General features: G+C 53.3%; 21 protein-coding genes. 6 read left to right on the plus strand and 15 right to left on the minus strand.

Translation table 11 applies throughout. The features are described 5' to 3' along the window. Positions 1–141 precede the first annotated feature (141 nt). Positions 142–1,653, plus strand: a complete 1,512-nt coding sequence (gene glpD, locus SJI19_RS10300) for a glycerol-3-phosphate dehydrogenase (RefSeq protein ID WP_323478169.1) — start codon at positions 142–144, stop codon at positions 1,651–1,653. A gap of 274 nt (positions 1,654–1,927) precedes the next feature. On the opposite strand, the gene SJI19_RS10305 is transcribed toward glpD, so the two are convergent. Next, positions 1,928–2,188, minus strand: a complete 261-nt coding sequence (locus SJI19_RS10305; RefSeq protein WP_323478170.1) for a hypothetical protein — start codon at positions 2,186–2,188, stop codon at positions 1,928–1,930. Then, positions 2,188–2,424, minus strand: a complete 237-nt coding sequence (locus SJI19_RS10310) for a hypothetical protein (protein ID WP_323478171.1) — start codon at positions 2,422–2,424, stop codon at positions 2,188–2,190. The genes SJI19_RS10305 and SJI19_RS10310 overlap by 1 nt, the downstream gene beginning before the upstream one ends. A gap of 29 nt (positions 2,425–2,453) precedes the next feature. Here SJI19_RS10310 and SJI19_RS10315 point away from each other — a divergent pair, with 29 nt between their 5' ends. Both SJI19_RS10315 and shiA read left to right on the plus strand, forming a co-directional pair. Further along, complete coding sequence (locus SJI19_RS10315; protein WP_323478172.1) at positions 2,454–3,152, plus strand: RluA family pseudouridine synthase; 699 nt, start codon at positions 2,454–2,456, stop codon at positions 3,150–3,152. 269 nt (positions 3,153–3,421) lie between these two features. Next, positions 3,422–4,738 carry a shikimate transporter gene (shiA, locus tag SJI19_RS10320; protein ID WP_323478173.1) on the plus strand — a complete coding sequence of 439 codons (1,317 nt, stop codon included), beginning with the start codon at positions 3,422–3,424 and terminating at the stop codon, positions 4,736–4,738. Positions 4,739–4,905: 167 nt separating this feature from the next. Here the strand turns inward: shiA and glgP are convergent, their stop codons facing one another. From glgP to asd, 6 genes are all read right to left on the minus strand, one after another. After that, positions 4,906–7,353: a glycogen phosphorylase gene (gene glgP / locus SJI19_RS10325; RefSeq protein WP_323478174.1), complete on the minus strand. Its 2,448-nt coding sequence runs from the start codon at positions 7,351–7,353 to the stop codon at positions 4,906–4,908. A 26-nt stretch (positions 7,354–7,379) separates the two neighbouring features. After that, a complete protein-coding gene (gene glgA / locus SJI19_RS10330; RefSeq protein WP_323478175.1) occupies positions 7,380–8,810 on the minus strand; it encodes a glycogen synthase GlgA in 1,431 nt (476 codons plus the stop codon). A 56-nt stretch (positions 8,811–8,866) separates the two neighbouring features. Continuing rightward, the gene (gene glgC, locus SJI19_RS10335; protein ID WP_323478176.1) at positions 8,867–10,153 is read right to left on the minus strand and encodes a glucose-1-phosphate adenylyltransferase; all 1,287 of its coding nucleotides are present in this window, start codon (positions 10,151–10,153) and stop codon (positions 8,867–8,869) included. Between the two features lie 13 nt (positions 10,154–10,166). Beyond that, complete coding sequence (gene glgX, locus SJI19_RS10340) at positions 10,167–12,152, minus strand: glycogen debranching protein GlgX (RefSeq protein WP_323478177.1); 1,986 nt, start codon at positions 12,150–12,152, stop codon at positions 10,167–10,169. Next, positions 12,152–14,335 carry a 1,4-alpha-glucan branching enzyme gene (gene glgB / locus SJI19_RS10345; RefSeq protein WP_323478178.1) on the minus strand — a complete coding sequence of 728 codons (2,184 nt, stop codon included), beginning with the start codon at positions 14,333–14,335 and terminating at the stop codon, positions 12,152–12,154. The genes glgX and glgB overlap by 1 nt, the downstream gene beginning before the upstream one ends. Before the next feature lie 530 nt (positions 14,336–14,865). Beyond that, complete coding sequence (asd, locus tag SJI19_RS10350; RefSeq protein ID WP_323478179.1) at positions 14,866–15,969, minus strand: aspartate-semialdehyde dehydrogenase; 1,104 nt, start codon at positions 15,967–15,969, stop codon at positions 14,866–14,868. A 370-nt stretch (positions 15,970–16,339) separates the two neighbouring features. On the opposite strand from asd, the gene SJI19_RS10355 reads away from it, so the two are divergent. Then, positions 16,340–16,933, plus strand: coding sequence for a YhgN family NAAT transporter (locus SJI19_RS10355; protein WP_323478180.1), 594 nt, complete (start codon positions 16,340–16,342; stop codon positions 16,931–16,933). A 262-nt stretch (positions 16,934–17,195) separates the two neighbouring features. Here SJI19_RS10355 and gntT read toward each other — a convergent pair whose 3' ends face one another. The 5 genes from gntT to pldB all read right to left on the minus strand — a co-directional run bounded on the left by gntT (position 17,196) and on the right by pldB (position 22,688). Beyond that, positions 17,196–18,515 (minus strand): gluconate transporter, encoded by a 1,320-nt coding sequence (gene gntT, locus SJI19_RS10360; protein WP_323478181.1) that lies wholly within the window; start codon positions 18,513–18,515, stop codon positions 17,196–17,198. A gap of 322 nt (positions 18,516–18,837) precedes the next feature. Next, complete coding sequence (gene gntR / locus SJI19_RS10365) at positions 18,838–19,833, minus strand: gluconate operon transcriptional repressor GntR (RefSeq protein ID WP_323478251.1); 996 nt, start codon at positions 19,831–19,833, stop codon at positions 18,838–18,840. Positions 19,834–20,006: 173 nt separating this feature from the next. Beyond that, positions 20,007–20,702: a pirin family protein gene (locus tag SJI19_RS10370; RefSeq protein WP_323478182.1), complete on the minus strand. Its 696-nt coding sequence runs from the start codon at positions 20,700–20,702 to the stop codon at positions 20,007–20,009. Between the two features lie 117 nt (positions 20,703–20,819). Beyond that, positions 20,820–21,617 (minus strand): sugar/pyridoxal phosphate phosphatase YigL, encoded by a 798-nt coding sequence (gene yigL / locus SJI19_RS10375; RefSeq protein WP_323478183.1) that lies wholly within the window; start codon positions 21,615–21,617, stop codon positions 20,820–20,822. A 75-nt stretch (positions 21,618–21,692) separates the two neighbouring features. Then, positions 21,693–22,688 (minus strand): lysophospholipase L2, encoded by a 996-nt coding sequence (gene pldB / locus SJI19_RS10380; protein ID WP_323478184.1) that lies wholly within the window; start codon positions 22,686–22,688, stop codon positions 21,693–21,695. Positions 22,689–22,709: 21 nt separating this feature from the next. Between pldB and SJI19_RS10385 the strand changes: the two genes are divergently transcribed. Beyond that, positions 22,710–22,832 (plus strand): hypothetical protein, encoded by a 123-nt coding sequence (locus tag SJI19_RS10385; protein WP_323478185.1) that lies wholly within the window; start codon positions 22,710–22,712, stop codon positions 22,830–22,832. Between the two features lie 52 nt (positions 22,833–22,884). Further along, positions 22,885–23,499 carry a homoserine/homoserine lactone efflux protein gene (rhtB, locus tag SJI19_RS10390; RefSeq protein WP_323478186.1) on the plus strand — a complete coding sequence of 205 codons (615 nt, stop codon included), beginning with the start codon at positions 22,885–22,887 and terminating at the stop codon, positions 23,497–23,499. On the opposite strand, the gene rhtC is transcribed toward rhtB, so the two are convergent. Beyond that, positions 23,486–24,103, minus strand: coding sequence for a threonine export protein RhtC (gene rhtC / locus SJI19_RS10395; RefSeq protein WP_323478187.1), 618 nt, complete (start codon positions 24,101–24,103; stop codon positions 23,486–23,488). The genes rhtB and rhtC overlap by 14 nt on opposite strands. A 118-nt stretch (positions 24,104–24,221) precedes the next feature. After that, positions 24,222–26,054 (minus strand): ATP-dependent DNA helicase RecQ, encoded by a 1,833-nt coding sequence (gene recQ, locus SJI19_RS10400; RefSeq protein ID WP_323478188.1) that lies wholly within the window; start codon positions 26,052–26,054, stop codon positions 24,222–24,224. Positions 26,055–26,096 lie beyond the last annotated feature (42 nt).

A 26,096-nucleotide genomic window follows, 5' to 3' on the forward strand; every position in this document is an offset into this window, starting at 1 on the left:
ACTTTAAACATAAACTGTTACCCCCGTCACGCATAGACGTTTTTTCCATCACCACCCTTGGCGTTACTGTCGATTTTCGTTTACAATTATGAGCGAAAACGAAAACAAAAGAACCATAACGAACATTTGGAGGTAGCTAACGTGGAAACCAAAGATTTGATTGTCATCGGTGGTGGCATCAATGGTGCCGGCATCGCGGCGGACGCTGCCGGGCGCGGGTTGTCCGTGCTGCTGCTTGAAGCGCAGGACCTGGCCTGCGCAACCTCTTCCGCCAGCTCTAAATTGATCCACGGCGGCCTGCGCTATCTCGAGCATTATGAATTCCGCTTGGTCAGCGAAGCACTGGCGGAACGAGAAGTGCTACTAAAGATGGCCCCACACATCGCGTTTCCCATGCGTTTTCGCCTGCCGCACCAGCCACACCTGCGTCCGGCATGGATGATTCGCATTGGCCTGTTTATGTATGACCACCTTGGCAAACGTACCAGTTTGCCGGCCAGTAAGGGGTTGCGTTTTGGCGCGGATTCAACACTTAAGCCATCTATTGTGCGCGGTTTTGAATACTCGGATTGTTGGGTGGATGACGCCCGGCTGGTGGTACTGAACGCTCAGGAAGTGGTGGCCAAAGGGGGCGAGGTTCGTACCCAAACCAAGGTCACCCGCGCCTGGCGTGAAAACGGCCTGTGGAACGTTGAAGCCCATGATGCACTTACCGGTGAAACGCTGTCCTGGCAAGCCAAAGGCCTGGCCAACGCCACCGGCCCTTGGGTTAAGGAATTTATTGATGATGGCCTGAAGCTGCCATCCCAGTATGGCATTCGGTTAATCAAAGGCAGCCATATTGTGGTACCCCGAGTCCATAACGGCCAATATGCCTATATCCTGCAAAATGAAGATAACCGTATTGTGTTTGTCATTCCCTGGATGGATGAATTTTCCATTATCGGCACCACCGATGTGGAATACCATGGCGATCCCAAAGCGGTGCATATTGATGAGCAAGAGACGGACTATTTATTGAACGTCTATAATGATCACTTTAAAAAACCGCTTAGTCGCGCCGATATCGTCTGGTCATATTCCGGCGTTAGACCGTTGTGCGATGATGAATCGGACTCGCCACAGGCGGTGACCCGCGACTATACGTTGTCCGTGACCGACGACAATGGCAAAGCGCCGTTGCTGTCGGTATTCGGTGGCAAACTGACCACCTATCGCAAACTGGCCGAACATGCATTGGACAAACTGCATAAATACTACCCCAAGGCCAAGGGCGCCTGGACCAAAGGCACGGTACTGCCCGGTGGTGATTTTAAGGGCGACCGCGACGACTACGCCGCACAGCTGCGGCGCAAATACCCGTTTATACCGGAGAGTCTGGCGCGACGCTACAGCCGCACCTATGGCTCTCACAGCGAGTTGATATTAACGGATACCCACAGTCTGGCAGATCTGGGTGAAGACTTTGGTCATGGACTTTATGCCAGCGAGCTGCGCTATTTGGTGGAAAAAGAGTGGGTGGTTTCGCTGGACGATGCTATCTGGCGGCGAACCAAGTTAGGCATGTGGCTGGATGAGGTACAAAAACAGCGCGTAGCCGATTGGTTAGCCCAACACGTTAATGCCGATCGTTCCCTGTCACTAGCATCATGACATCCACCCGGTTTAAACGCTTCCCGCTTGGCGAGGCGTTGGTGGCGGTGAGGTGAGGTGAGGTGATTATGGTGAAAAAGGCTGGCGCTGGGTAAACCACTGCACAAGAAGACGCTACCAACAGCGGGTATAGGCTTCGCGGACAGTAAATAAACATAGCGATTATTGCCGATTCATCAGGTTATCCAACCCGTGGTCAGTCAGTTCGGTAGAGCGCTTAACTACTGAGCGCTCGATGCTGCGGGCAATCAATTGGTGGGCAAGGCATTAAGGCTTATTGATCACCAAACAGGCGCTGATAATCGGCTTTGAAGTTGGCCGGTATGTCTGAAAAGTATTTCCAATACTCAACCAAGCCACTAATCGTTTTCATATCGGTATGACCGTAGTCCAGCATGATCAGTTCTTCAATGAGCTCAGGCAGAATGTACAGACAATACTCGTTGTCACCAAAGGTCACGAACAGTAAGGGGCGTATGGTTTTGGCCAACCTTAGGTAGGCATTGGTGTCAACGAGGATTTTCGATTGAGGCATCAGGTCAACTCAGCGTGGATACTCTGTGCATCAAGTAGAGACATATCCAGTACAGTTTGAACATAACCCGGCCCCTTACCGTGCTCTTTTAAGTATTTTCGGAGCAGGTCGAAAAATGACGTGTCGAAAGCGCCCTCTGTCTTCTCGATATAGTCTCGAGCACTCGGCTTACCGTGCAGGTCGAGTTCAGTATCGCCGAATAGTGCTTCGCCAGTCGGCTTAAAATTCGTTATCATCCGCTCCCACTCTTCATCCGGGTAGCCCGATGTCTAAGATAATCGATACCTTTATTGCCCCACCATGCCATGACAAGATCGAGAATCTCTATCAGGACGAGCACTTGGTCCTTATCAATAAACCCTCCGGGCTACTCAGCCTCTCGGGAAAAAATCCGCAAAATCTGGATTCAGTGCATCATCGGCTGGTACAGATATTCCCCGGCTGCACCCTGGTCCACCGCCTGGATTTCGGTACTTCCGGGCTGATGGTGATTGCCCGCAATAAGGCTATAAATGCCGCCCTCTGCCAACAGTTCAGCCAGCGCACAGTGACCAAAGTATACAGCGCACTGCTCTGCGGACATCTGGACGACAACGAAGGGGTGATAGACGCAGCGATTGCCAAAGACCCGGCGCTGTTCCCGCTGATGTCGATTAGCGCACGCCACGGTAAGCCCGCGCGCACCCGCTATCGGGTCGTTGAGCGCTTTTATCATGAGTTGGAAGGCGGGACGTTACTGCCATTGACGCGGGTACAGCTAACCCCGGAAACCGGGCGTACCCATCAACTGCGCATCCACTGTCAGCATGTGGGCCACCCTATTTTGGGCTGTGACCTGTATGGCGGTCGCCTGTTGCCAGGTACCGAACGAACTCTGCGGCTGATGCTACACGCCAGTGAGCTACATTTTGTTCATCCCATTGGCGAAGAGTGGATCAACGCCCGTAATGCCAGTCCGTTCTGAAAGCCAAAGTCGCTATAACGATACTGCCCCGGCGGCGGCGACAGGACGCCAAGAATTAACCCATAGTGACCGTGCTACCGTTTCATCAGTCCAACCTTGGGCCTTGCCCCCAATGTGTCCATGAGAACCCTTGGCGTTCTTTTCTTAAATTTAGGTTTCCTCCCATCTGTTGTCACGGTAGTCTCATGTGCCGTCACAAAATGTCGGCCATAATGTGAGTAACCCTTGACCAATCCCAGTAATAAAAAATTAGTGTAAACAGGACAAGTATGGACCCCACCCTCATTTCGATTATCCCCGGTAAGGAGACGCCTTCACTTAACCGTGCCCGTCGTGCTGCCTGGGGTAGCTTCGCTGGCGCCGTAGTAGACTGGTATGACTTTCTGCTCTATGGCATCACTGCTGCCCTCGTGTTTAACCGCGAATTCTTCCCGCAGATAAGCCCGGCTATGGGGACAATTGCCGCTTTAGCGACCTTTGGCGTCGGCTTTCTGTTCCGGCCGCTAGGCGGGGTAATCTTTGGCCATTTTGGCGATCTTCTTGGCCGCAAACGCATGCTGATGATGACCGTCTGGATAATGGGTTTGGCTACCGCGCTGATCGGCCTGTTGCCTACCTTTAGCATGATTGGTTGGTGGGCTCCGGTACTATTGGTAGCACTGCGTGCAATACAAGGCTTCGCCGTTGGCGGCGAATGGGGCGGCGCAGCAGTGCTTTCAGTAGAAAGCGCGCCCGAGAAAAAAAAGGCTTTCTACAGTAGTGGGGTGCAGATTGGCTATGGCGTCGGGCTGTTGCTCTCTACCGGCCTGGTCTCGCTTATAAGTCATTTGACCACCGATGAACAGTTTCTGAGCTGGGGCTGGCGCATTCCTTTCCTGTTCAGCACCGTATTGGTGCTGGCGGCGCTGTGGGTACGTAATGGCATAATCGAGTCCGCCGAATTTGGACAGCAGAGTCAGCATAAACCAATGGCACAGACTAAACGACGTCTGCCAGTCATGGAGGCGTTGATACGACACCCCAGCGCATTTTTAAAAATTATCGCCCTGCGGCTATGTGAACTGCTGACAATGTATATTGTCACCACCTTCGCTTTTAGCTACTCCACCCAGAATCTTGGCTTACCACGCGAACTGTTCCTCAATATTGGGTTGTTGGTTGGCGGCCTGAGTTGCTTGACCATCCCCTGCTTCGCCTGGCTGGCTGACCGCTTTGGCCGGCGGCGCATTTACATCACGGGTGCACTGGTCGGCACACTCAGTGCCTTCCCGTTCTTTATGGCGCTGGAAGCTCACTCACTGTTCTGGATCATATTCTTCGCGATTATGCTGGCGAATGTTGCACACGACATGGTGGTCTGTGTGCAGCAGCCGATGTTTATAGAGATGTTTGGCACGCGTTACCGCTATAGTGGCGCGGGTGTGGGTTATCAAGTCGCCAGTGTGGTTGGCGGTGGATTCACACCATTGATTGCTGCCACGCTGGTCACGTTTTCCGGCGGCGACTGGCACAGCGTGGCTGTCTATCTGCTGGCTGGCTGTCTGCTTTCCGCCGCTACTGCCCTGATGATGAAAAGGACGCACTGAACGAGTAGGAGGCGGTCTCACGACCGCCATCCTTTCACAGCACCGCACTTACGGTTGCGTATACGGCGCTTCATTTACAACGCTGGAACTGACCATGCACTCCAGCAGCGATAACAGGCCTGATTAAAAGGAAACGGCGTCAATGTCGCTGAAGTGGTCGTTTTTTTTTACAACTTCACCGGTTTCACATGCCATATTTCATCGGCGTATTCCTGAATGGTTCTATCGGATGAAAAATACCCCATACTGGCAATATTCAATACGCAACGGCGGGCCCATTCATCCGGTTGCCGATAAAGTTTGTCCACCTTATCCTGCGTGTCGATATAACTGCGATAATCCGCCAGCAACTGATAATGATCGCCAAAGTTCACCAAGGTATCGAACAAATTACGATAACGATTGGCGTCGATGGGGCTAAATACACCGGAGGCGATTTGTGTCAGCGCCTGGTTAAGCTCGGGGTCTTGGTCAAAATAGCGCCGGGGGTTATAACCCTCGCGGCGCAAGGTTTCCACCTGTTCGGCCGTATTGCCGAAAATAAACATATTGTCGATCCCCATGTGTTCGCTCATTTCTATATTGGCACCATCCAGGGTACCGATAGTCAGAGCGCCATTGAGGGCGAATTTCATGTTGCTGGTGCCCGACGCCTCGGTGCCCGCCAGGGAGATTTGCTCGGACAGGTCGGCCGCCGGAATAATCAGTTGGGCCAGACTGACGCTATAGTTCGGGATAAAAACCACTTTTAGCCGATTTTTCATCAGTGGATCGTTATTGATGACGGCCGCGACATCGTTGATCAATTGAATAATTTGTTTGGCCATATGGTATGCCGACGCAGCTTTGCCGGCAAAAATCACCACGCGAGGCACCCACAAGGCATCCGGATCCTGCCGGATACGGTTATAGCGGGTGATGATGTGTAATACATTCATCAACTGACGTTTATATTCATGGATGCGTTTAATTTGCACGTCAAACAAGGCAGCCGGATCCACCACCACGTTTAATTCTGTCGCCATATAAACGGCCAGCGCTTTTTTATTTTCCAGCTTAGCGTTGCGCACCTGCTGAATAAATGCCGGGTAATCAATTTGCGCTTTTATTTCTGCCAACTGACTCAGATCGGTGCGCCAGGTTTGTCCTATCGTCTCATCCAGTACTGCCGACAGCGGCCGGTTGGCCAGTGCCAGCCAGCGGCGGGGGGTGACGCCATTGGTTTTATTGCAAAACCGGTCCGGAAAAATACGGGCGAAATCGGCAAAGAGCGATTGCACCATTAAATCGGAATGCAATTGCGACACGCCATTGACTTTATGGCTGGCAATCACCGCCAGCCAAGCCATACGCACTACCCGGCCATTGTGTTCGTCAATAATGGACACCCGGGACAGCAGTGCACTGTCGTTGGGGATTTTTTCTTGCACGCTGGTGAGAAAATATTCATTAATTTCAAAAATGATTTTCAACTGGCGCGGCAGGATTTTGCCCAGCATATCCACCGGCCAGGTTTCCAGCGCCTCGCTCATCAGAGTATGGTTGGTATAAGAGAAGACTTGGTTCACCACCGCCCAGGCCTGTAGCCAACTGAATTTATGCTCATCAATCAGCAGACGCATTAATTCTGGTATCGACAGTACCGGGTGGGTATCGTTGAGATGAATGGCGATTTTCTCCGCCAAGTTATCAAACGTCTGATGCATCTGCCAATGGCGGGACAGAATATCCTGCATGGTGGCGGAGACTAAAAAATATTCCTGGCGTAGGCGCAATTCGCGGCCTGAATAGGTGGAATCATCGGGATAAAGCACCCGGGAAACATTTTCTGAATAATTTTTATCCTCAACGGCGGCGAAGTAGTCCCCTTGGTTGAATTTGCCAAGATTGATTTCGTTGCTGGCCTGGGCACTCCACAAGCGTAAGGTATTGGTGGCATCGGTATCAAAACCGGGGATAATCTGATCGTAGGCGCAGGCCAGAACTTCTTCGGTTTCCACCCAGCGGGTTTTGGTCCCTTCCTGCTGCACCCGGCCGCCAAACCGGACTTTATAACGGGTCGAGTGGCGAGGAAACTCCCAGGGGTTGCCATATTCCAACCAATAATCCGGCGATTCCGCCTGCTGTCCATTAACGATATTCTGTTTGAACATGCCGTATTCATAACGAATGCCATAACCCCGTCCCGGCAATGCCAAGGTCGCCATGGAATCAAGGAAACAGGCGGCCAGGCGGCCAAGACCACCGTTACCCAGCCCTGGGTCATTCTCCTCTTGCAGCAGATCGTCGAGTTCGAACCCCATATCGGCCAAGGCCGCCTGGGTGTCGTCGTAAATGCCCATGGCCAGCAGCGCATTGGACAGCGTCCGGCCAAGCAAAAATTCCATGGACAGATAATATACCTGACGTACGTCTTGGGATAACTGGGCGCGGTTGGAACGCAGCCAACGTTCCACCATCCGATCCCGCACCGCCAGCAGCGTGGCGTTCAACCACTCATGTTTATTGGCGATAGAGGGATCTTTGCCGATGGTGAACATCAGCTTATAGGCGATAGAGTGTTTCAGTGCTTCTACACTGAGCGTCGGGGATGCATAAATAAAGGGAGAGTTCATGACATTCATTCCCAATCAGTAAGTTTCTACAGCCGTTGATAAAGCGACTGATAAGCCCGGGCCGCAACGTGCCAGCTGAAATCCAAGCCCATTGCCTGGCGCTGAACATAACGCCAAAGAGCGGGTCTTGACCATAACACAAACGCCCGTCGGATGGCCCGCTGCAGCGCGCTGGCAGTGGCATCCTCGAACACAAATCCGCTGGCGATGCCGTCGGAAAGATTTTCCAGCGAGCTGTCGGTCACCGTATCCGCCAGCCCGCCAGTACGGCGCACCAGTGGCAACGTGCCGTATTTCAGCCCGTATAACTGCGTCAGCCCACAGGGCTCAAAACGGCTAGGTACCATAAGAACATCTGCCCCGCCGATCATCCGATGAGAAAACGCTTCGTGATAACCCAGTTGAACCCCAACCTGACTGGGATATTCCGCGGCCGCCGCCAGGAATCCCTGCTGCAAGGTGACGTCACCGGCTCCCAGCACGGTAAGCTGCCCCCCTTGATCCAATAAATCAGGCAACACTTCCAATACCAAATCCAGCCCTTTCTGGCTGGTTAGCCGACTGACCACCGCAAACAACGGCACTTTTTCATCCACCGTCAGTCCCATCGCGGTCTGCAGGTGGCGTTTGTTGTTTAATTTAGCCTCCAATACGTCACGGTTATAGCAGCTGGACAGCATGGCGTCATGCGTCGGATTCCAAATAGCATCATCGACACCGTTAAGAATACCGGTCAATCGGCCCTGGGACTGCAATGACGCCAGCAAGCCTTCCATACCATAACCGTAGGCCGGCTGGGTAATTTCCCGTGCATAGGTGGGGCTGACGGTGGTGACATGATCGGCATAAAATAACCCGGCCTTGAGATAAGAGATCTGGCCGAAAAATTCCATCCCATAGGTCTGGTAATAATCAGCAGGCAATCCTAGCTCCGGCAGATGCTGAGCAGAGAACAACCCCTGGTAGGCCAGATTATGCACGGTAAACACCGACTTGGCCGGTCGCCCTTTAGCCGCCAGGTACGCACAGGTTAGACCGGCGTGCCAGTCATGGGCTTGGACAATGTCTGGGCGCCATGAGGCATCCAGGCCCGAAGCCATCTCACTGCCTACCCATCCCAGCAAAGCGAAGCGCAGGTAGTTATCCATATAGGCATACTGATCCTGATCGTGGTAGGGGCTACCGGGCCGATCATACAGGTCAGGCACATCAATCAGATAAATGCCCACGCCGTTGAAACGACCGTAAAGCAGCGTCACGCTGCGTGAGAACACCTCAAATTGGTTGACGATGCGGGTTGCGGGGATCCCCTTGCGTAGATCGGGAAACGCCGGCAATAAGACTCGGACATCATCTCCCTCAGCAATTTGCGCAGCGGGCAAAGCCCCGACCACATCGGCCAATCCCCCCGTTTTCAACAAGGGGAACAGTTCAGAACATACATGTAAAACCTGCATTCTCGCTCCCGTTTAGGCTTATTCTTTTTCGACGACCTTTCACGCGACAGGTCTGCCTATGCAATGTTGTTCAGCATTTCGCTGGTGACTAAGACGATCCCTTCTTCCGAACAATAAAATCGCCGTTGATCGTCTTCGGCATTTTCGCCAATCACCATCCCTTCCGGGATCGAACAGGCGCGATCGATAATGCAGTGTCGTAAGCGGCAAGAGCGTCCCACGACCACATCCGGCAGAATGACGGCTTCATCCAGGGTACAGAATGAGTTGACCCGAACCCGGGGGAACAATACCGAATGGCTGACATGTGCGCCGGAGAGAATACAGCCGCCGGAAACCAGCGAATTAAGCGTGACACCATGGTTTCCCGCGCGATCCTGAACAAACTTGGCCGGTGGCAGGGGCTCCATATGCGTGCGGATCGGCCAGTTTTGGTCGTACATATCCAGTTCCGGCATGACGGAGGCCAAATCGAGGTTGGCACGCCAGTACGCCTCAAGCGTGCCGACGTCACGCCAGTAAGGCGGGGCCGCATCATCTTCGGCCGATGAGACACATGACAGCGTAAAGGGATGCGCCCAGGCCTCGCCGAGTGCGGTCACTTTGGGAATAATATCTTTGCCGAAATCGTGATTGGAGCCTTCGGTGAGCATATCTTCTTCCAACAGTTGGAACAGATAATCGGCATCAAACACATAGATACCCATGCTCGCCAGGGCCATATCGGGGCAACCCGGCATCGCCGGTGGATCCGCCGGTTTCTCAACAAAACTCAGCACCCGATAGTGATCGTCTACCCCCATCACGCCAAAGTCGCTGGCTTCAAGGCGCGGTACCGGCAGGCAGGCCACCGTACATTTGGCCCCTTTTTCGACATGATCGATCAGCAGGCGTGAGTAATCCATTTTATAGATATGGTCACCGGCCAGGATCACGATATATTTTGCACGATAGCGCCGAATGATATCCAGATTCTGCGACACCGCATCCGCCGTGCCCCGGTACCAATGTTCGGTGGCAAACCGCTGCTGTGCAGGCAGTAAATCCACGAACTCATTCATTTCCTCATTCAGGAAAGACCAACCGCGCTGGATATGTTGCACCAAGGTATGGGATTGGTACTGCGTAATGACGCCGATACGGCGAATACCCGAATTGAGGCAATTGGACAGCGCAAAATCGATTATTCGAAACTTACCGCCAAAATGCACCGCCGGTTTGGCCCGTTTGGCGGTGAGATCTTTCAGACGCGATCCGCGCCCTCCCGCCAGAATTAACGCGACGGACTGGATCGGCAATTGTCTGGCCAGCATCACCGGGTTGCTTTCTTCAAATCTCACCATCACCGACCCCTTATTATTGCTTTAGCAGTACGCTAAACGTATGAGCTGCCACACGCAGACAGCCTATCGATAGTGATGAGTCTGGGCACCGAAACGGTTCCAGCAGAACCCATCTCCCTTCAGGTAAGGTGATTTCGCCGGTTTTTGTCGTGGCGTTGATCACAAACAAATAATCTTGTGACAGGCGGATTTGCAACAGGGGCTCACCCTGCTCCCACTCTCCTGCGCTAAGCGCCTGTGCCTGGGGATTCAACCATGCGACGGTCTGCCCATCGCCCTCGGTCCACCAGCAGTTATGGGTCAGTGCCGGAATCTGTTGGCGCAGACGGATCAGGGCGGCGGTATAACGCGTCAGCTCCGGGTCAGCCCGCTGCCAATCCAGCCAGGTGAGCTCATTATCTTGGCAATATGCGTTGTTATTGCCTTGCTGACTATGGCCATGCTCATCACCGGCCAGCAGCATCGGAGTGCCTTGGGACAGCAGCAGCGTCGCCAGCAGGGCCCGCTGACTCACCCGCCGCCTCGCCTGGACATCGCTCCCGGCATCAATGCCTTCATACCCATGGTTAGCACTGTGGTTGTCAAACGCGCCGTCACGGTTATTTTCGCCGTTAGCCTGGTTATGTTTGTCATTGAAACTCACCACATCTTGCAAGGTGAAACCATCATGGGCGGTTAACATATTAATCGAGGCACCAGGTGTCCGATCAGGGTGGTGAAACAGATCACTGGAGGCGGCCAGACGTCGGGCAAACGCCCCCAGCGCAATCGTGTTGTGCAGCCAGAAACGACGCATGTCATCGCGAAAACGATCGTTCCATTCAGCAAACGGTGACGGAAACCGACCGACCTGGTAGCCATCAGGACCGATGTCCCACGGTTCGGCAATAAATTTACACCCCTTGAGCTGCGGGTCCTGGCTGATTGCCGCAAACAGCGCCGCCGTTGGATCAAAGGCCGGTGTGCGTCCAAGCACCGTGCCTAAGTCGAAGCGAAAACCGTCCACATGGCAGTCCTGGCGCCAAAAACGCAGGCAATCCAACACCCAAGTGGCCACATCAGGGTCGGCGAGTTTTAGCGTATTGCCACAACCGGTCCAGTTTTGATAATCCCCCTGCTCATCCAGCCAGTAATAACGACAGTTATCAATGCCGCGCAGTGAAAGCGTGGGGCCTGGCAAATCCAATTCTGCGGTATGATTGAACACCACATCCAAAATCACTTCGATACCGGCACCATGCAGTTTTTTGACCATGGCGCGAAATTCGTCCAACGCCGAGAGATTATCCTGGCCCGCGGCATAACGCGGCTCCACCGCAAAGGGGGCCAGTACGTTGTATCCCCAGTAATTACGCAAACCCTGGCGCTGCAAACGAGGTTCGTCCGCATGTTGTTGTACCGGTAATAGCTCAATGGCCGTGATGCCGAGGGTGGTGAGATAATCGATCATCACCGGATGTGCAAGACCGGCGTAAGTGCCGCGTAGCGGCGCTGGAATGTCGGGATGCCGCTGGGTGAGCCCACGCACATGGGCTTCGTAAATGACCGTATTGCCCCAGCTCGTGGCGGGATAACGATCCCCCTGCCAGTCGTAGCGGGGGTCCACGACCACTGATTTCGGCACCCATGGCGCGCTGTCGAGATTATCGGCACTGTCGGCGCCGTCATACAGCGCGGCGACATCGGCAACCGTTCCGTCCAAAGCCAGGGCATAGGGATCGATAACCAATTTGGCCAGGTTATAGCGATGTCCCTGTGCAGGGTCAAATGGGCCATGCAGACGATAGCCATAACGCAGTCCGGGCCGGGCGTCCGGCAAAAAGCCATGCCATCGGCTGCCGCTGTGCCCACCCAACTCAAGCTGGCGCTCATTGCCTTGTGCATCAAACAGGCATAGCACCACTCGCTCGGCATGGGCCGAAAACAGGCTAAAGTTAACCCCATGACCCTCAACGCTGGCCCCCAAGGGCTCGGGAGAACCGCCAGACAAGATCTCCATTAGCTCTCCCGCATCAGGAAAATCGTCGCCAGTGGCGGCAAGGTCAATAGCAATGAATGCTCACGGTGATGGCTGGCAATATTTTCACTGAGCAGTTCGCCAGCATTGCCCACATTACTGCCGTTGTAATAGTGGGAATCGGTATTGAGCACCTCGCGCCAACGGCCCGGTGTCGGGATACCGATGCGGTAGCCGTGGCGCGGCACCGGGGTAAAATTGCTCACGACAATCATTTCGCCACCGCTGGCGTCCCGACGCAAGAAGGCAAAAACCGAATTTTCGCTGTCATCGGCCACCAGCCATTCAAACCCGTTATAACGATAATCCACTTCATATAGCGGTGGATGTTGGCGATAACACTGGTTTAAATCGCGTACCAGGCGCTGTACGCCGCTATGCATGCCGTTGGGATCGTCGAGCAGGTGCCAATCCAGGCTGACATCGTGATTCCACTCGCGCAGTTGGGCAAATTCATTGCCCATAAACAGCAGCTTTTTGCCAGGATGCCCCCACATAAACCCGTAATATGCGCGCACATTGGCAAACTTTTGCCACATATCGCCGGGCATGCGGTTAAGAATGGAATGCTTGCCATGTACCACCTCGTCATGGGACAGCGGCAGCACAAAGTTTTCGCTGTAGGCGTACACCATGCTGAACGTCATACTATTATGGTGGTATTTCCTATGCACCGGATCGAGCTGCATATAGCTCAGCGTGTCATTCATCCAGCCCATGTTCCATTTGTAATGAAACCCCAGACCACCGTTTTCCGGCGGCGCGGTCACACCGGAAAACGAGGTGGATTCTTCGGCCAGGGTAATAGCGCCGTCACGCTGGGTACCGAGGGTGTGATTGGTGTAGCGCAGAAAGGCGATGGCTTCGAGGTTTTCATTACCGCCATAATGGTTGGGTACCCATTGTCCAGCCGGACGACTGTAATCACGGTAAATCATGGACGCCACCGCATCTACCCGTAATCCATCAATCCCATACCGCTCCAGCCAGAACAGCGCGTTACCCGCTAAAAAATTACGTACCTCGTTGCGGCCATAGTTATAAATCAGGGTATTCCAATCTTGATGTAATCCTTCGCGGGGATCGGCATATTCATACAACGACGTGCCGTCGAATTTTGCCAGTCCAAACTCATCGCCGGGGAAGTGGCCGGGAACCCAGTCCAACAGCACGTTGATCCCAGCGCGGTGCGCGGCATCAATTAACTCCCGGAAATCTTCCGGCGTGCCGAAACGGCGGGTGGGCGCGTAAATACCGAGTGGCTGGTAGCCCCAACTACCGTCAAACGGATGCTCGTTGATGGGCAACAGTTCGATATGGGTAAAACCCATATACTTGACATAGTTGACCAATTGTTCCGCCAGCTCCAGATAACTGAGCCAGAAATTATTCTGTGTATGGCGCCGCCATGAGCCGAGATGGACTTCATAAATCGAGATCGGTTGATTAAGGCCATTGGCGGCATTTCTGCCAGGGTCACTGTCGGCGATCGGTGGCAGGCCCCGGGTCAGGGACGCGGTTTCAGGCCGCATTTGCGCTTCGAATGCGTAAGGGTCGGCTTTCAGCCGCGTTTGACCGTGGCAGTCAATGATTTCATATTTATACAGTTGTCCAATACCCACCTCCGGCAAAAACAGTTCCCAAATACCGTTCTCCCGGCGCTGGCGCATCGGATGGCGGCGTCCGTCCCAGAAATTAAACTCGCCGACCACCGAAACCCGCTGAGCATTAGGTGCCCAAACGGCAAATCGCATGCCGCCAACCCCATCCAGTTTATCTGGATGGGCGCCTAGACGTTCATAGGGGCGTAAATGGGTACCTTCGGCCAGCAGCCAACTGTCGATATCTTGTAATAACGGCCCAAAACTATAGGGGTCCTCAATAAGATACGTCTGCTCATGCCAGGTGACCGATAATTTATAAGGAAACGGTTTCTTGCGGCGATCTAATTGCACGCAAAAAAAACCGCGCGCATCTTCACAGGTTAATTCTGTGATCTTGCGCCCACTTTTTTTATCAATCAGCGTTACCGCACTGGCATCGGGTAATAACGCACGTACAACTAAACCTTCATGGGTGACATGCATACCCAATAAAGAAAACGGGTCGGCATAACGACCGGCAACCAATGCTGTGATGACCTCATGGTCGGGGAATCCTGACATGGTATTCTTCCTTTGATTACTCCATGAAATAAAAGAATATTTCCAAATAAAAGTACCGTATCTTTTGTCATCTGCTACCATTCCACCGGCGCGAATACCCTTAGTTGAGGGCCCACCAGCGGTGAAAATCGACGGTTTGTGCATCAATTTATGTAAATGTTTATTACACCCTAGGCGCAATCATAGACTTAGCAATAATAATAATAGCTAAAGGTTTAAAAGATAGATTACTTCGTGCTAACCAAAATTTTTATTATTAAATAAAATGATGGGAAGCGTTAATGCCCTTTGGTGAAAATGTTCTATTAATCATAATTGTAGATAGAAAGGCGATACATTCAGTTTTTTTTATAAATAAATAAATTTTAAGATTGTCAGAACACGCACTCAGAAAGGGAAAATACGGGGGAGACACGCCCGTCCCGCTAACTGCGGACCGGGCGATGGTTACAGAGGATAACCGTCATCTTTCCAGTGGCAGGTATGGTAGTGCGATACCTTGCTGCAACGGGAAGGATGATGGGTAGATATCAGGCTAACAAACGCAGCATACGCCGCAGTGGTTCCGCCGCACCCCATAACAGTTGATCACCCACGGTAAACGCAGAAAGATATTCCGGTCCCATATTTAATTTACGCAAACGTCCCACCGGCGTTTTTAATGTGCCGGTTACCGCAGCGGGTGTTAGCTCACGCATCGACAGCTCACGATCGTTGGGCACCACGCTGACCCAGTCATTATGGGTGGCCAGCATCTGCTCGATTTCCGGCAGGGCAACGTTTTGTTTCAGCTTGATAGTGAATGCCTGGCTGTGGCAGCGCAGCGCGCCGACCCGCACGCACAATCCATCCACCGGAATAACTCGGTCGCTATTGAGGATCTTATTGGTCTCAGCCTGACCTTTCCACTCTTCACGGCTCTGGCCGTTGTCAAGCTGCTTGTCAATCCAGGGGATCAGACTGCCGGCCAGCGGAACGCCAAAATTATCCGTCGCCAAGGTGCCGCTGCGGGTTAGCGCGGTGACTTTACGCTCAATATCCAATATCGCCGACGCTGGATCCTGTAACTCTTTAGCCACCTCATTGTGCAACTGTCCCATCTGCACCAGCAGTTCACGCATATGACGCGCACCCCCACCAGACGCGGCCTGGTAGGTGGCAACCGACACCCAGTCCACCAGGTTGTGGGCGAATAAACCGCCCAGCGACATCAACATCAGGCTCACGGTACAGTTGCCGCCGACAAAGGTTTTCACCCCTTGGTTCAAACCTTGCTGGATCACCGACTGATTGACCGGATCAAGCACAATGATCGCGTTATCATCCATGCGTAGCGAGGATGCCGCATCGATCCAATACCCTTGCCAGCCGATTTCCCGCAGCTTTGGATAGATTTCGTTGGTATAATCGCCGCCTTGGCAGGTAACGATGATATCCAGAGCGCTAAGCGCCTCCAGATTGTAGGCATCTTGCAACGCCCCTTGCAGGCCGTTTATTACCGGCGCAGCCTGCCCATGTTGGGAAGTTGAAAAGAATACCGGACGGATGGCGTCAAAGTCGTGTTCCGCGTTCATGCGTTGCATGAGCACCGAACCGACCATACCGCGCCAACCGATAAAACCAACGTTTTTCATGTTTACTGTCCTGCCTTGGAAGGTAACAAAGGATATTGGGCCTGTAGAATCCACATATAACTGTAGGGTATGTAACCACCTTACAAAAAGTGGTCGAATTGCTGCAAGCGAAATTATTCGATTAGGGGAAGTTTTTAAGCAGCAACGCTAATATGCCTTAAATAATGCGCGAGGAAACCAACGCATCTGCAACGTGAAGTATGACGGGCATGCCCTAAATAATTCGCGTTACAGTCAGGCAGCAATCGAGAGAATCCCGATGAGCTTACTCAAGTAAGTGATTCGGGTGAACGAGTGCAGCCAACGCACCTGCAACGTGAAGTATGACGGGCATTTGGGTTGATTAAGGGCACAAGCCCACGAGGTAACAATGACTGAAATGATTTCGGCCACCGTTTTATTGTTTTTAATCATGGATCCGCTGGGCAATTTGCCGATTTTTATGTCGGTGTTAAAACACATTGAACCTAAACGGCGACGCGCCATTGTGATACGCGAGTTGCTGATTGCACTCTTGCTGATGCTGGTGTTTTTATTTGCCGGCGAAAAGATTTTAGCCGTTTTGAATTTGCGCTCGGAAACCGTGTCGATCTCTGGGGGCATTATTATGTTCCTGATCGCCATTAAAATGATTTTCCCTTCACAGGAAGGCGGTGGCAGCGGGCTGCCCGCAGGGGAGGAGCCGTTTTTGGTCCCACTGGCCATTCCGCTGGTGGCAGGTCCGTCGATACTCGCCACGCTGATGCTGTTATCACATCAATACCCGTTGCAAATTAGCCATTTGGTGGTGGCGCTACTGATTGCCTGGGGCCTATCGGTGATCATCCTGATGCAGTCAACGCTGTTTATTCGGTTGTTGGGCGATAAAGGCGTTAATGCGTTGGAGCGGCTGATGGGGTTATTACTGGTGATGTTGTCCACCCAGATGTTCCTGGATGGCATACGCACCTATTTACGCAGCTAACGCACCTGCAGCGCGCGCGATGATGGGTTTAGCTAGCCTGAGTTTAATCACTAAGCGGGGTTTGCGGGCATGATGGGTAAGATCGTAAAGACGCCGTAAATCCATCCCTGGAGGCTCGTGCGCGAAAGATGATGGGCGATACCCTATAGCTTTTGTGTTGCAGGAAGGCGGCAACGCAGTGAACCCCAGGAGCTTACTTATGTAAGTGACTGGGGTGAACGAGGACAGCCAACACACCTGCAGCGCGAAAGATGACGGGTATTTAGGCGATGGCCAAATTCAACAACAAACACCCCACCAAACCGCACACTGAAATAATGGTTTCCAGCGCTGTCCAGGATTTGAAGGTTTCCAGGATGGTCAGGTTGAAATATTCTTTAAACAGCCAGAAACCCGGATCGTTGACGTGGGAGAAAATGACGCTGCCTGAACCAACGGCGATAACCATTAATTCGGGGCTGACACCGGTGGTGGCGATTAGCGGTGCGGCAATCCCGCCGGCGGTTATGGCGGCAACGGTGGCAGACCCTAAGGCGACACGCAGGACGGCGGCAATACTCCATGCTAGCAGCAGCGGTGAAATACGGCTTCCTTCCATTAATGAGGCGATATACGTCCCGACGCCACTGTCTACCAGCACCTGTTTAAACGCCCCGCCGCCACCGATGATCAGCAGGATCATGGCGATAATCTTGACGGAATCACTGATGGTGGTCATGACCTGATCCACACTGCGGCCACGATTAATACCGAAGGTAAAGATGGCAATCAGCACCGAAATCAGGGTCGCCATAATCGGGTCACCAAAAAATTCGGCATAGGGCAGAATGACATGGCCGGCGGGCAGAATCATTTCAGCCACGGCGCGCAGCGCCATTAGGACCACCGGTACCAACGCGGTCCAGACACTGACGCCAAAACTCGGCATTTCCTGTTCGGTAAAAATTTTCGGGTTATACAAACCTTCCGGTACCGGCTTATCAATGCCTTTGAGGAAGCGACTGTATACCGGGCCGGCCAGGATCACCGTCGGCACTGCCAGAATAGCGCCATACAGCAGGGTCTTACCCATGTCGGCGTGAAAAATGGTGGCAATGGCTGTCGGCCCTGGATGGGGGGGCAAGAATCCGTGGGTCACGGATAACGCTGCCGCCATCGGTACGCCGACGTACAGTAATGGAATGCGCGCGGTGGCGGCGAGGCTAAACACCAGCGGCAGCATCAGCACAAAGCCAATTTCATAAAACAGTGCGAAACCCACGGTAAACCCGGTGACCACTACCGCCCATTGAATATTCTGCTTACCGAATTTCTCAATGAGTGTCGTGGCGATACGCTGCGCGCCGCCGCAATCCGCCAGCAGTTTACCCAGCATGGCACCGAAGCCAATGATCAGAGCCAGGCTGCCGAGGGTACCGCCAACACCGGATTTAATGGACATCAGCACCTTACTCACCGGCATGCCTTCAAGCACCCCGACAATCAGCGCTACCAGGATCAGGGCGATAAACCCATTCAATTTAAAACGAATCATGAGTAGCAGCAGCAGCGCTACACCTATGGCTACGATAAAAAGCGGCATAAAAAATCCTCAATGGCGTCTTTTCCCGGCAAGGTCTCGCTGGCCTCACCTTCGAGTAGTTATGCATTCGGGTTAGTGATGCGCAAGTTAGGGATACTTCCCGACCAACCGTTAGAGCATAGTGGGTAATACAATGTTACCGGTATCATGATACCGGTAACATTACTTAATGGAATCCATCAACGGCAGTAAATTAGCGTTTTGGGAGGTAGATCATATTAATGGGCGGTGTTGAATTAGCGAGAGTGGATAAAAATAAACACGGGTGGAAATGGGTAAGGATGGGCCCCCTAGCAGTCTCCTGCAGGGGGAGGGACTGCAACTAGATGCTGTCGCCGGGCAACAAGGTGAAACCCACATCCGTTTTAAGCGGTGTGACGGACTCGCCACGCAAGCGGGCCAGCAGCTTCTCGGCGCTCAGCCGCCCCATCTCCTCACGCGGGGTAAGCACGCTGGCAAGCCTAGGCTGCATCGCCTGCCCCACGTCGTGACCATGGAATCCGGCGATAGCCATTTCTTGTGGAATTCTCAGGCCTTGGCGCTGGCATTCAAAAATCGCACCGATGGCCAGATCATCATTGGTACAGATCACGCTGTCCATCGCCGGATACTCTCGCTGGGCCTGCCGAAACAACTCAGCGCCAGTGGAGTAGGAAGACGAATCAGCCACCATCACACTGTGAGGCGGCAACCCCTGCTCTTGCATGGCTTGCTCGTAACCCCGCTGTTTGATGATAGTGCGCTCATCGAGGCGGGCACCGAAGTAGACCACCCGGCGATGTCCACGAGAAATGATATGCAGCGTCATCTGTCGCGCCGCTTCAAAATTATCGAAGCCCACCGCAATATCCAAACACGGCGATACGCTGTCCATAATTTCCACCACCGGAATACCGGCGACCTGAATCATCTTGAGAGTACGGGGGGTATGCGAACGTTCGGCCAAAATCAGCCCGTCGATATTATAAGACAGTAGCGAGGTCAGCCGCAGCTCTTCGGTTTCCGGTTGATAACCGTAATGCGCCAGCATGGTTTGGTAACCATGGGCGTCGGTTACCGTTTCAATGCCGCGCAGCACTTCGGCGAACACTTGATTGGTAAGAGAAGGGAGTAATACTCCAATGGCCCGGCTAGTGGCATTGGAGAGTATATCGGGTGCCCGGTTGGGTATGTAACCCAGCTCATCCAAAGATTGGGCGATTTTGTGCTGCAACGCTTCGGAAACCAGCGATGGATTGCGCAAAAAACGGCTCACCGTCATTTTGGTCACGCCGACCTTATCGGCAACATCCTGAAGCCCTGGTCTTTTTTTCTTGATTTGCGACATGACGACTCCTACCCAGAATGGGTGGAGTTTACCAAAAAAAGGTCTTGGCGAGTATGTTTATCCGTTGAGCCGACGCCCGCCCCAGCATGTGCCGACATCAACACCCCGCTGGCACAAGCTCGCGGGGTGTTGGGTGGTGTTAGCCATTAATCGGTTATGTCAGCTCATACCGGCGGTAAGTCAAATACCAGTATTTCACTGTCCTGGCTGGCGTGCAATGTCACGTCGGTTTCATCCCATACCGCCAGGGCATCGCTGGTGCTCACCGGCTGGCCATTAATATCCAGCTCGCCGCGCACGACCTGAATCCAGACACGGCGTCCCGGGGTTAATGCCAGCGTTTCCTGCTGCCCTTCGGTCAACGCCCAGCGTGATAAGGTCATATCCTGGAACACCTTTAGCGACCCTTCACGCGCATCGGGGGACAGTACCAACTGCCGACCACGGGGCGCATCAAAGCGGCGCTGTTCGTAACGCGGTGGCAATCCGGTTTGCTGCGGCAGGATCCAGATTTGATAAAGGTGCAGCGGACTGTCGTCACGGCCATTATATTCGGAATGCCGCACACCAGTACCGGCACTCATAATTTGGAACTCACCGGCATGGATCTGCTCTTTGTTACCCATGCTGTCTTGGTGTTCCACCGTTCCCGACAAAACATAGGTCAAAATTTCCATATCTTTATGGGGATGGGTACCAAAACCCTGCCCTTCGGCGATGCGATCTTCGTTAATCACCCGCAAGGCCGAAAAGCCCATAAAATTGGCATCATAATAGTCGGCAAAAGAGAAAGTATGCCAGCTATCAAGCCAGCCATGCTGGGCGTGGCCACGATCGTTTGCTGCTCTTAAGTAAATCATGTTCAAGTCTCCTCAACGTTTTCTTTAGTCTAGACTTGCGCTGAGAATATGAAAGGGCAAAAAACTCATCGCTCTATTCAATAAATTTGAACGATTTTAACGCGTTGATTCAATGGATTACAAATACATTTTGCGCAGCAAACGGGCCACTGCTTCATCGGCATTGGTGCCGATAACTTCCAGCTCGGGCAGCAAATCTTTTAACCGCTGATGGGAATTGCTCATGATGCAGCCCTTTCCCGCCATGGTGAGCATCTCTTTATCGTTCATACCGTCGCCAAACGAAATTGCGTCCAGTAATGAATACCCCAGGGTTTTCGCCACCTGATCCAGAGCATGTCCCTTGGATACACCACCCGCCATCACTTCCAGACAGACCGGCAGGGAAAAACAAACATTGACCCGATCGCCCCAGCGCGCATTCAGCGTGTCTTCCAAGGCCATCAGTCGCTGATGGTTATCACTGGTAAAGTACACTTTGCAGATACCGTCCGTCGGCATCTGGCTCGGTTCGTACAGTTGATAACTGAAATCCGACTCGCGGAAAAAATTCTGCTGATCAAGCTGATTACGATTCATATACCAATCATCGCGCCGGTAAACATTGGTCAGGATCTCTGGATCGTCATGCACCAAACCAAACAGGTCTGCGGCAATATCCGTATCCACATCATGGGCAAAAATCAGCTCCCCGTCAGGGTTGTGCACCCGCGCGCCGTTAGAGGTGATCATATAAGCGCTAATGCCCAGATTATCGCGGATCTGTGAAACATCGACGTGATGGCGGCCGGTGGCGAACACAAAGTTAATGCCCCTGGCCGTCAGCAACTGCAGGGTTTCTTTGGTGTAAGGCTTGAGGGTATGATCCGGCGCTAACAGGGTACCATCGAGATCGGATGCGACGACTTGATACATAATGCGTTATAAACCTCTGGTGTTGGCGGCATAAACCCTGCAGCTTGAAATCTATTGGGTTTGAATAGCCGAAATTTAATGATATCGGGCAAAATAGGCCGTGATCCTATTTAAGGCTTCGGCACGAAAACTGTCTGTCTCAAAGAGGATCTCATGCCGGGCGCCTTCGATCCTGACGGGTTTCTCCGTATCACAAGGATGCCCTGACGCCGCCATGATTTGGCAAAAGGTGTCATGACTGCGGTTATCAACAATGCGATCCTCCCCGGCTTGCAACAGCAAGACCGGAGTGGTGATATCGACAGCTTTGGCCAGTACGTCATGACCCGCCAACACGCCTTCCCTGACCCAGTGGTAGGTCGGACCGCCGACCCGTAGTTCGGGATCGTCAGCATAAAACCGTAAATTACGCCGATAGCGCTGCGCGCTATGCGTAAGTGTATTGAGCATAAACGGCATCGGTCGCCACTGGCCGGTGCCGATGGCATAATAATCACGCATGGCCGGTCGTTGCTCGGTCCACTCTAGAATTTGCCAGGCGAGCCAGTTAGGCATCGGCAGGCGGATGCCAAACATCGGCGCACATAATACCGCCGCATCGCAGGCTGCCGGATTGGCGGCCAGGAAAAGTGCCAGAATCGCCCCGCCCATGGAGTGAGCCAGCGCGAAACGGCGTTCATAGTGCCCAGGCGCCACAAATTGCTGCCAGAACTGGGTGAAATCGCTGACGTAATCACCAAATTGCAGCACATGCCCCCGGTGAGTATCCATCAGCAACCGCCCGGAGCGCCCCTGGCCACGATGGTCGATGATCATGACATCATAACCACAATGATAAAGATCATAAGCGGTTTCAGGGTATTTAACGTAGCTTTCTATACGACCGGTACTGATCACGATAACTTTTGTATGCTGGGGCGATCGGAAACGGACAAAACGAATCGGCATCCCTTGCGCTCCGGTAAACTCCCCCTCTTCCCGTCCGTGCCAGAAATCCAATAACGGCCCGGTGGAAAACGCAGCAAATTGTTGTTCGCGGGTTAACCAACTTTGTTTATGTACTGAAAACACCTACGCTACTCCTGGCATGACATGAGCAAAATAATACTGTCCGGCGCGCTGGAAAACCGTTGCCGTGTGGATGGGGAAAAGGCTACTCTTTCAGTTCGGCGCCAACTGATGCAATGGCTTAACCATGGGCCTTATGTATGGTGATACCGTATCAGTACATTGTGACATAAAAACAACATTTCAGGGAGTGCAATTAATGACCTGGGACTGGTGGCTCACCTACCTGCTCACAACAACCATCCTTAGCCTGTCGCCCGGCTCTGGGGCCATTAACACCATGAGTACCGGCATCAGCCATGGTTATCGCGGCGCTGTGGCGTCGATTGCCGGCCTGCAGGTGGGCCTGGCCACGCATATCGTGCTGGTGGGCATCGGCCTGGGTGCGTTGTTCGCGCATTCGCTGCTGGCGTTTGAAGTGTTAAAATGGCTTGGGGTAGCCTATCTGGTCTGGCTTGGCATTCAGCAATGGCGGGCCGCCGGCAGTTTCAGCCTCGACACCTCGGCCAGCATGATACCCAGGCGTCAGCTGTTTAAGCGCGCCATTTTCGTCAACCTGACCAATCCCAAAAGCATCGTTTTCCTGGCCGCACTGTTCCCACAGTTTGTGCTGCCGCATTACCCGCAGACCCCGCAGTACTTGGTCCTGGGCATCACAACGCTGGCAGTGGACATCATTGTCATGATTGGTTATGCCACGCTTGCCACCCGATTGGCCCACTGGCTTAAAGGACCACAACAGATGCGGCGTTTAAACCGCACCTTTGGTTCGTTGTTTATTATGGTGGGCGCATTGTTGGCTAGCGCGAAATAATCAGTCCCAGACCGAAACTGGTAAAAAACACCCCGGCAACGCCGTCGATCCAGCGCGCCATGCGCTGATAACCACGGCGCATGACTGGCAGGGCAAACACCAGCGCCACCAGGCTAAACCAGAGTAGTGTTTCGCCGATCACCAGGATAAACAGGCCACCCCGGACACCGGAAGTGATGTTGTCGCCCACAAATAACGAAAATACGCTACCGAAATAGATGACCGCTTTGGGGTTGGCAAGATTGGTAAACAAACCACGAAAAAAGATGCGGCCACCGTGGGCGACCACATCCTGCGGGGTTTCAACCGGTGCCGAGGGCCGGCGCGCGGCGCGTAGCAGTTGCCAGCCCAGCCAGCACAGATACACGCCGCCGCCCACGGTAATCAGGCTATGCAGCCAGCGCATCTTTTGCAGTAACAAATGCAATCCCAACAACGCCACCGCTGCCCATACGGCAACACCCAGCGTAATCCCCAGCACCCCCATCATGGCATCGCGTCGCGAGCGGCTGACTGCGGTTTGAGATATAAAGAAAAAATCAGGCCCTGGGCTCATCAGGGCAATCAGATGCACCATGGCCACGGTAGCAAACAGAATCAGCATTATCGGTTACTCCAGCGAGTATTATTGACCCCGCACGGCGCGATTTCCGCATTGACGGAACCCCCGTCTCGGTGGCTTGGTTGACGTTGGTTGAACACAACCAAGCATCATTGCATCGCTACACTGGGTCGTCATCGATCAGATGCTCACGGATAACGGTCAGAAACGGCAGGCCAAATCGATCGAGTTTTCGGTGGCCCACACCGTTGACCCGCAGCAGATCGGCGGGAGTGGCCGGTAGTTGTTCCGCCATTTCCAGCAGTGTAGCGTCGTTAAATACCACGTACGGCGGCACATTGGCGTCATCCGCCAATGACTTGCGCAATCGCCGCAATTTCGCGAACAGTGGCCGATCGTAGTTGCCGCCGTAAGTCTTCGGCGCGCTGCTGCGCGCTTTTAAATTGGGCAGCCGCGGCTCGGCCAGCATTAACGGCACTTCGCCGCGCAAAACCGGGCGCGCCGATTCGGTAAGCTGTAGCGCCGAATGCTGCGTAATATTTTGACTGATCATGCCCAGATGAATCAATTGGCGGATCACACTGACCCAATGCTCGTTGGTACGATCGCGGCCAATGCCGTAGACCGGCAGTTTATCATGGGCATAGTCGCGGATACGCTGGCTGTTGGCGCCGCGCAGCACCTCGACGATATAACCCATGCCAAAACGCTGGCCAACCCGGTAGACACAGGATAACGCCTTGCGGGCTTCCTCCAGTCCATCATAGCGCTTAGGTGGATCGAGACAAATATCGCAATTGCCGCACGGCTGCTGGCGGCTTTCACCAAAATAATTCAGCAACACCAGTCGACGGCAGGTTTGCGCTTCGGCGAAGGCACCCATGGCGTTGAGCTTGTGGCGTTCGATATCCTGTTGCTCACCGGGGGCTTTTTCTTCCAGACAGCGGCGTAACCAGGCCATATCGGCGGGATCGTAAAATAAAACAGCTTCGGCGGGGAGGCCATCACGTCCGGCGCGGCCGGTCTCCTGATAATAGGATTCTATATTGCGCGGGATATCATAATGCAGCACAAAACGCACGTTGGGTTTGTTGATGCCCATGCCGAAAGCCACGGTGGCCACAACAATTTGCAGATCATCACGCTGAAAGGCTTCTTGTACCTGGGCGCGCCGTTCATTACTCAAACCGGCATGATAGGCATCGGCGCTGACGCCACGGCTTTGCAGCCGCGCGCTGATGTCTTCAACTCGCGAGCGACTGTTGCAATAAATAATACCGCATTTGCCGCTTTTTCCCTGGACCAGATGCCAAAGCTGTTCAAAAGGTTTGTATTTTTCCACCAGGGTATAACGGATATTGGGACGATCGAAGCTGCTGATTTGAATCAGTGGGTCGTGCAGGTCCAACAGGCGAACAATATCCAGACGGGTCGTTTCATCCGCCGTGGCAGTCAAGGCAATAAACGGCAAACCGGGGAAGTGTTGTTTAATTTGTCCAAGCGTACGGTACTCGGGGCGGAAATCATGTCCCCACTGAGAGATACAATGGGCCTCGTCAACGGCTATCATGGCAGGACGCCATTGCAGCAACTGATCCAGCATATTGTCCATCATCAGCCGTTCCGGTGCGATATAGAGCAGTTTAATCCGCCCTTCCCGGCACCCTACCATCACCTCATGCTGTTGCTCACGGGTCTGGGTGGAGTTCAGGCATCCTGCGGCGACGCCGTAAGCCAGCAGTTGATCGACCTGGTCCTTCATCAACGAGATCAAGGGCGATACCACCACCGTTAATCCGTCCATTACCAGGGCGGGAATTTGATAACATAAGGATTTACCGCCGCCGGTAGGCATTATCGCCAGACAATCCCTACCGTTGATGACGGCGTTGATCAGTGCTTGCTGACCCGGACGAAATTGCTGATAGCCGAAGGTATCGTGTAATACCTGTTCAGCCAATGCTTCCCGATCTATTACAGCCAACGTTGACACATCTTCCCCAACTTATCTTGTTCAGAGGCCGAACTGTCGGCC

Source organism: Acerihabitans sp. TG2 (assembly GCF_035013185.1).
Classification (GTDB): Bacteria; Pseudomonadota; Gammaproteobacteria; order Enterobacterales; family Enterobacteriaceae; genus Acerihabitans.

What these genes read in the sequence shown, in the direction of transcription:
- glgP (WP_323478174.1), bottom strand. Translation starts at nt 7,353, where the DNA reads ATGAACTCTCCCTTTATTTATGCATCCCCGACGCTCAGTGTAGAAGCA.
- SJI19_RS10305 (WP_323478170.1), bottom strand. Translation starts at nt 2,188, where the DNA reads ATGCCTCAATCGAAAATCCTCGTTGACACCAATGCCTACCTAAGGTTG.
- yigL (WP_323478183.1), bottom strand. Translation starts at nt 21,617, where the DNA reads ATGTATCAAGTCGTCGCATCCGATCTCGATGGTACCCTGTTAGCGCCG.
- SJI19_RS10385 (WP_323478185.1), top strand. Translation starts at nt 22,710, where the DNA reads ATGAGCAAAATAATACTGTCCGGCGCGCTGGAAAACCGTTGCCGTGTG.
- asd (WP_323478179.1), bottom strand. Translation starts at nt 15,969, where the DNA reads ATGAAAAACGTTGGTTTTATCGGTTGGCGCGGTATGGTCGGTTCGGTG.
- rhtC (WP_323478187.1), bottom strand. Translation starts at nt 24,103, where the DNA reads ATGCTGATTCTGTTTGCTACCGTGGCCATGGTGCATCTGATTGCCCTG.
- SJI19_RS10370 (WP_323478182.1), bottom strand. Translation starts at nt 20,702, where the DNA reads ATGATTTACTTAAGAGCAGCAAACGATCGTGGCCACGCCCAGCATGGC.
- glgX (WP_323478177.1), bottom strand. Translation starts at nt 12,152, where the DNA reads ATGGAGATCTTGTCTGGCGGTTCTCCCGAGCCCTTGGGGGCCAGCGTT.
- SJI19_RS10315 (WP_323478172.1), top strand. Translation starts at nt 2,454, where the DNA reads ATGTCTAAGATAATCGATACCTTTATTGCCCCACCATGCCATGACAAG.
- rhtB (WP_323478186.1), top strand. Translation starts at nt 22,885, where the DNA reads ATGACCTGGGACTGGTGGCTCACCTACCTGCTCACAACAACCATCCTT.
- glgA (WP_323478175.1), bottom strand. Translation starts at nt 8,810, where the DNA reads ATGCAGGTTTTACATGTATGTTCTGAACTGTTCCCCTTGTTGAAAACG.
- SJI19_RS10355 (WP_323478180.1), top strand. Translation starts at nt 16,340, where the DNA reads ATGACTGAAATGATTTCGGCCACCGTTTTATTGTTTTTAATCATGGAT.
- shiA (WP_323478173.1), top strand. Translation starts at nt 3,422, where the DNA reads ATGGACCCCACCCTCATTTCGATTATCCCCGGTAAGGAGACGCCTTCA.
- SJI19_RS10310 (WP_323478171.1), bottom strand. Translation starts at nt 2,424, where the DNA reads ATGATAACGAATTTTAAGCCGACTGGCGAAGCACTATTCGGCGATACT.
- glgB (WP_323478178.1), bottom strand. Translation starts at nt 14,335, where the DNA reads ATGTCAGGATTCCCCGACCATGAGGTCATCACAGCATTGGTTGCCGGT.
- glgC (WP_323478176.1), bottom strand. Translation starts at nt 10,153, where the DNA reads ATGGTGAGATTTGAAGAAAGCAACCCGGTGATGCTGGCCAGACAATTG.
- gntT (WP_323478181.1), bottom strand. Translation starts at nt 18,515, where the DNA reads ATGCCGCTTTTTATCGTAGCCATAGGTGTAGCGCTGCTGCTGCTACTC.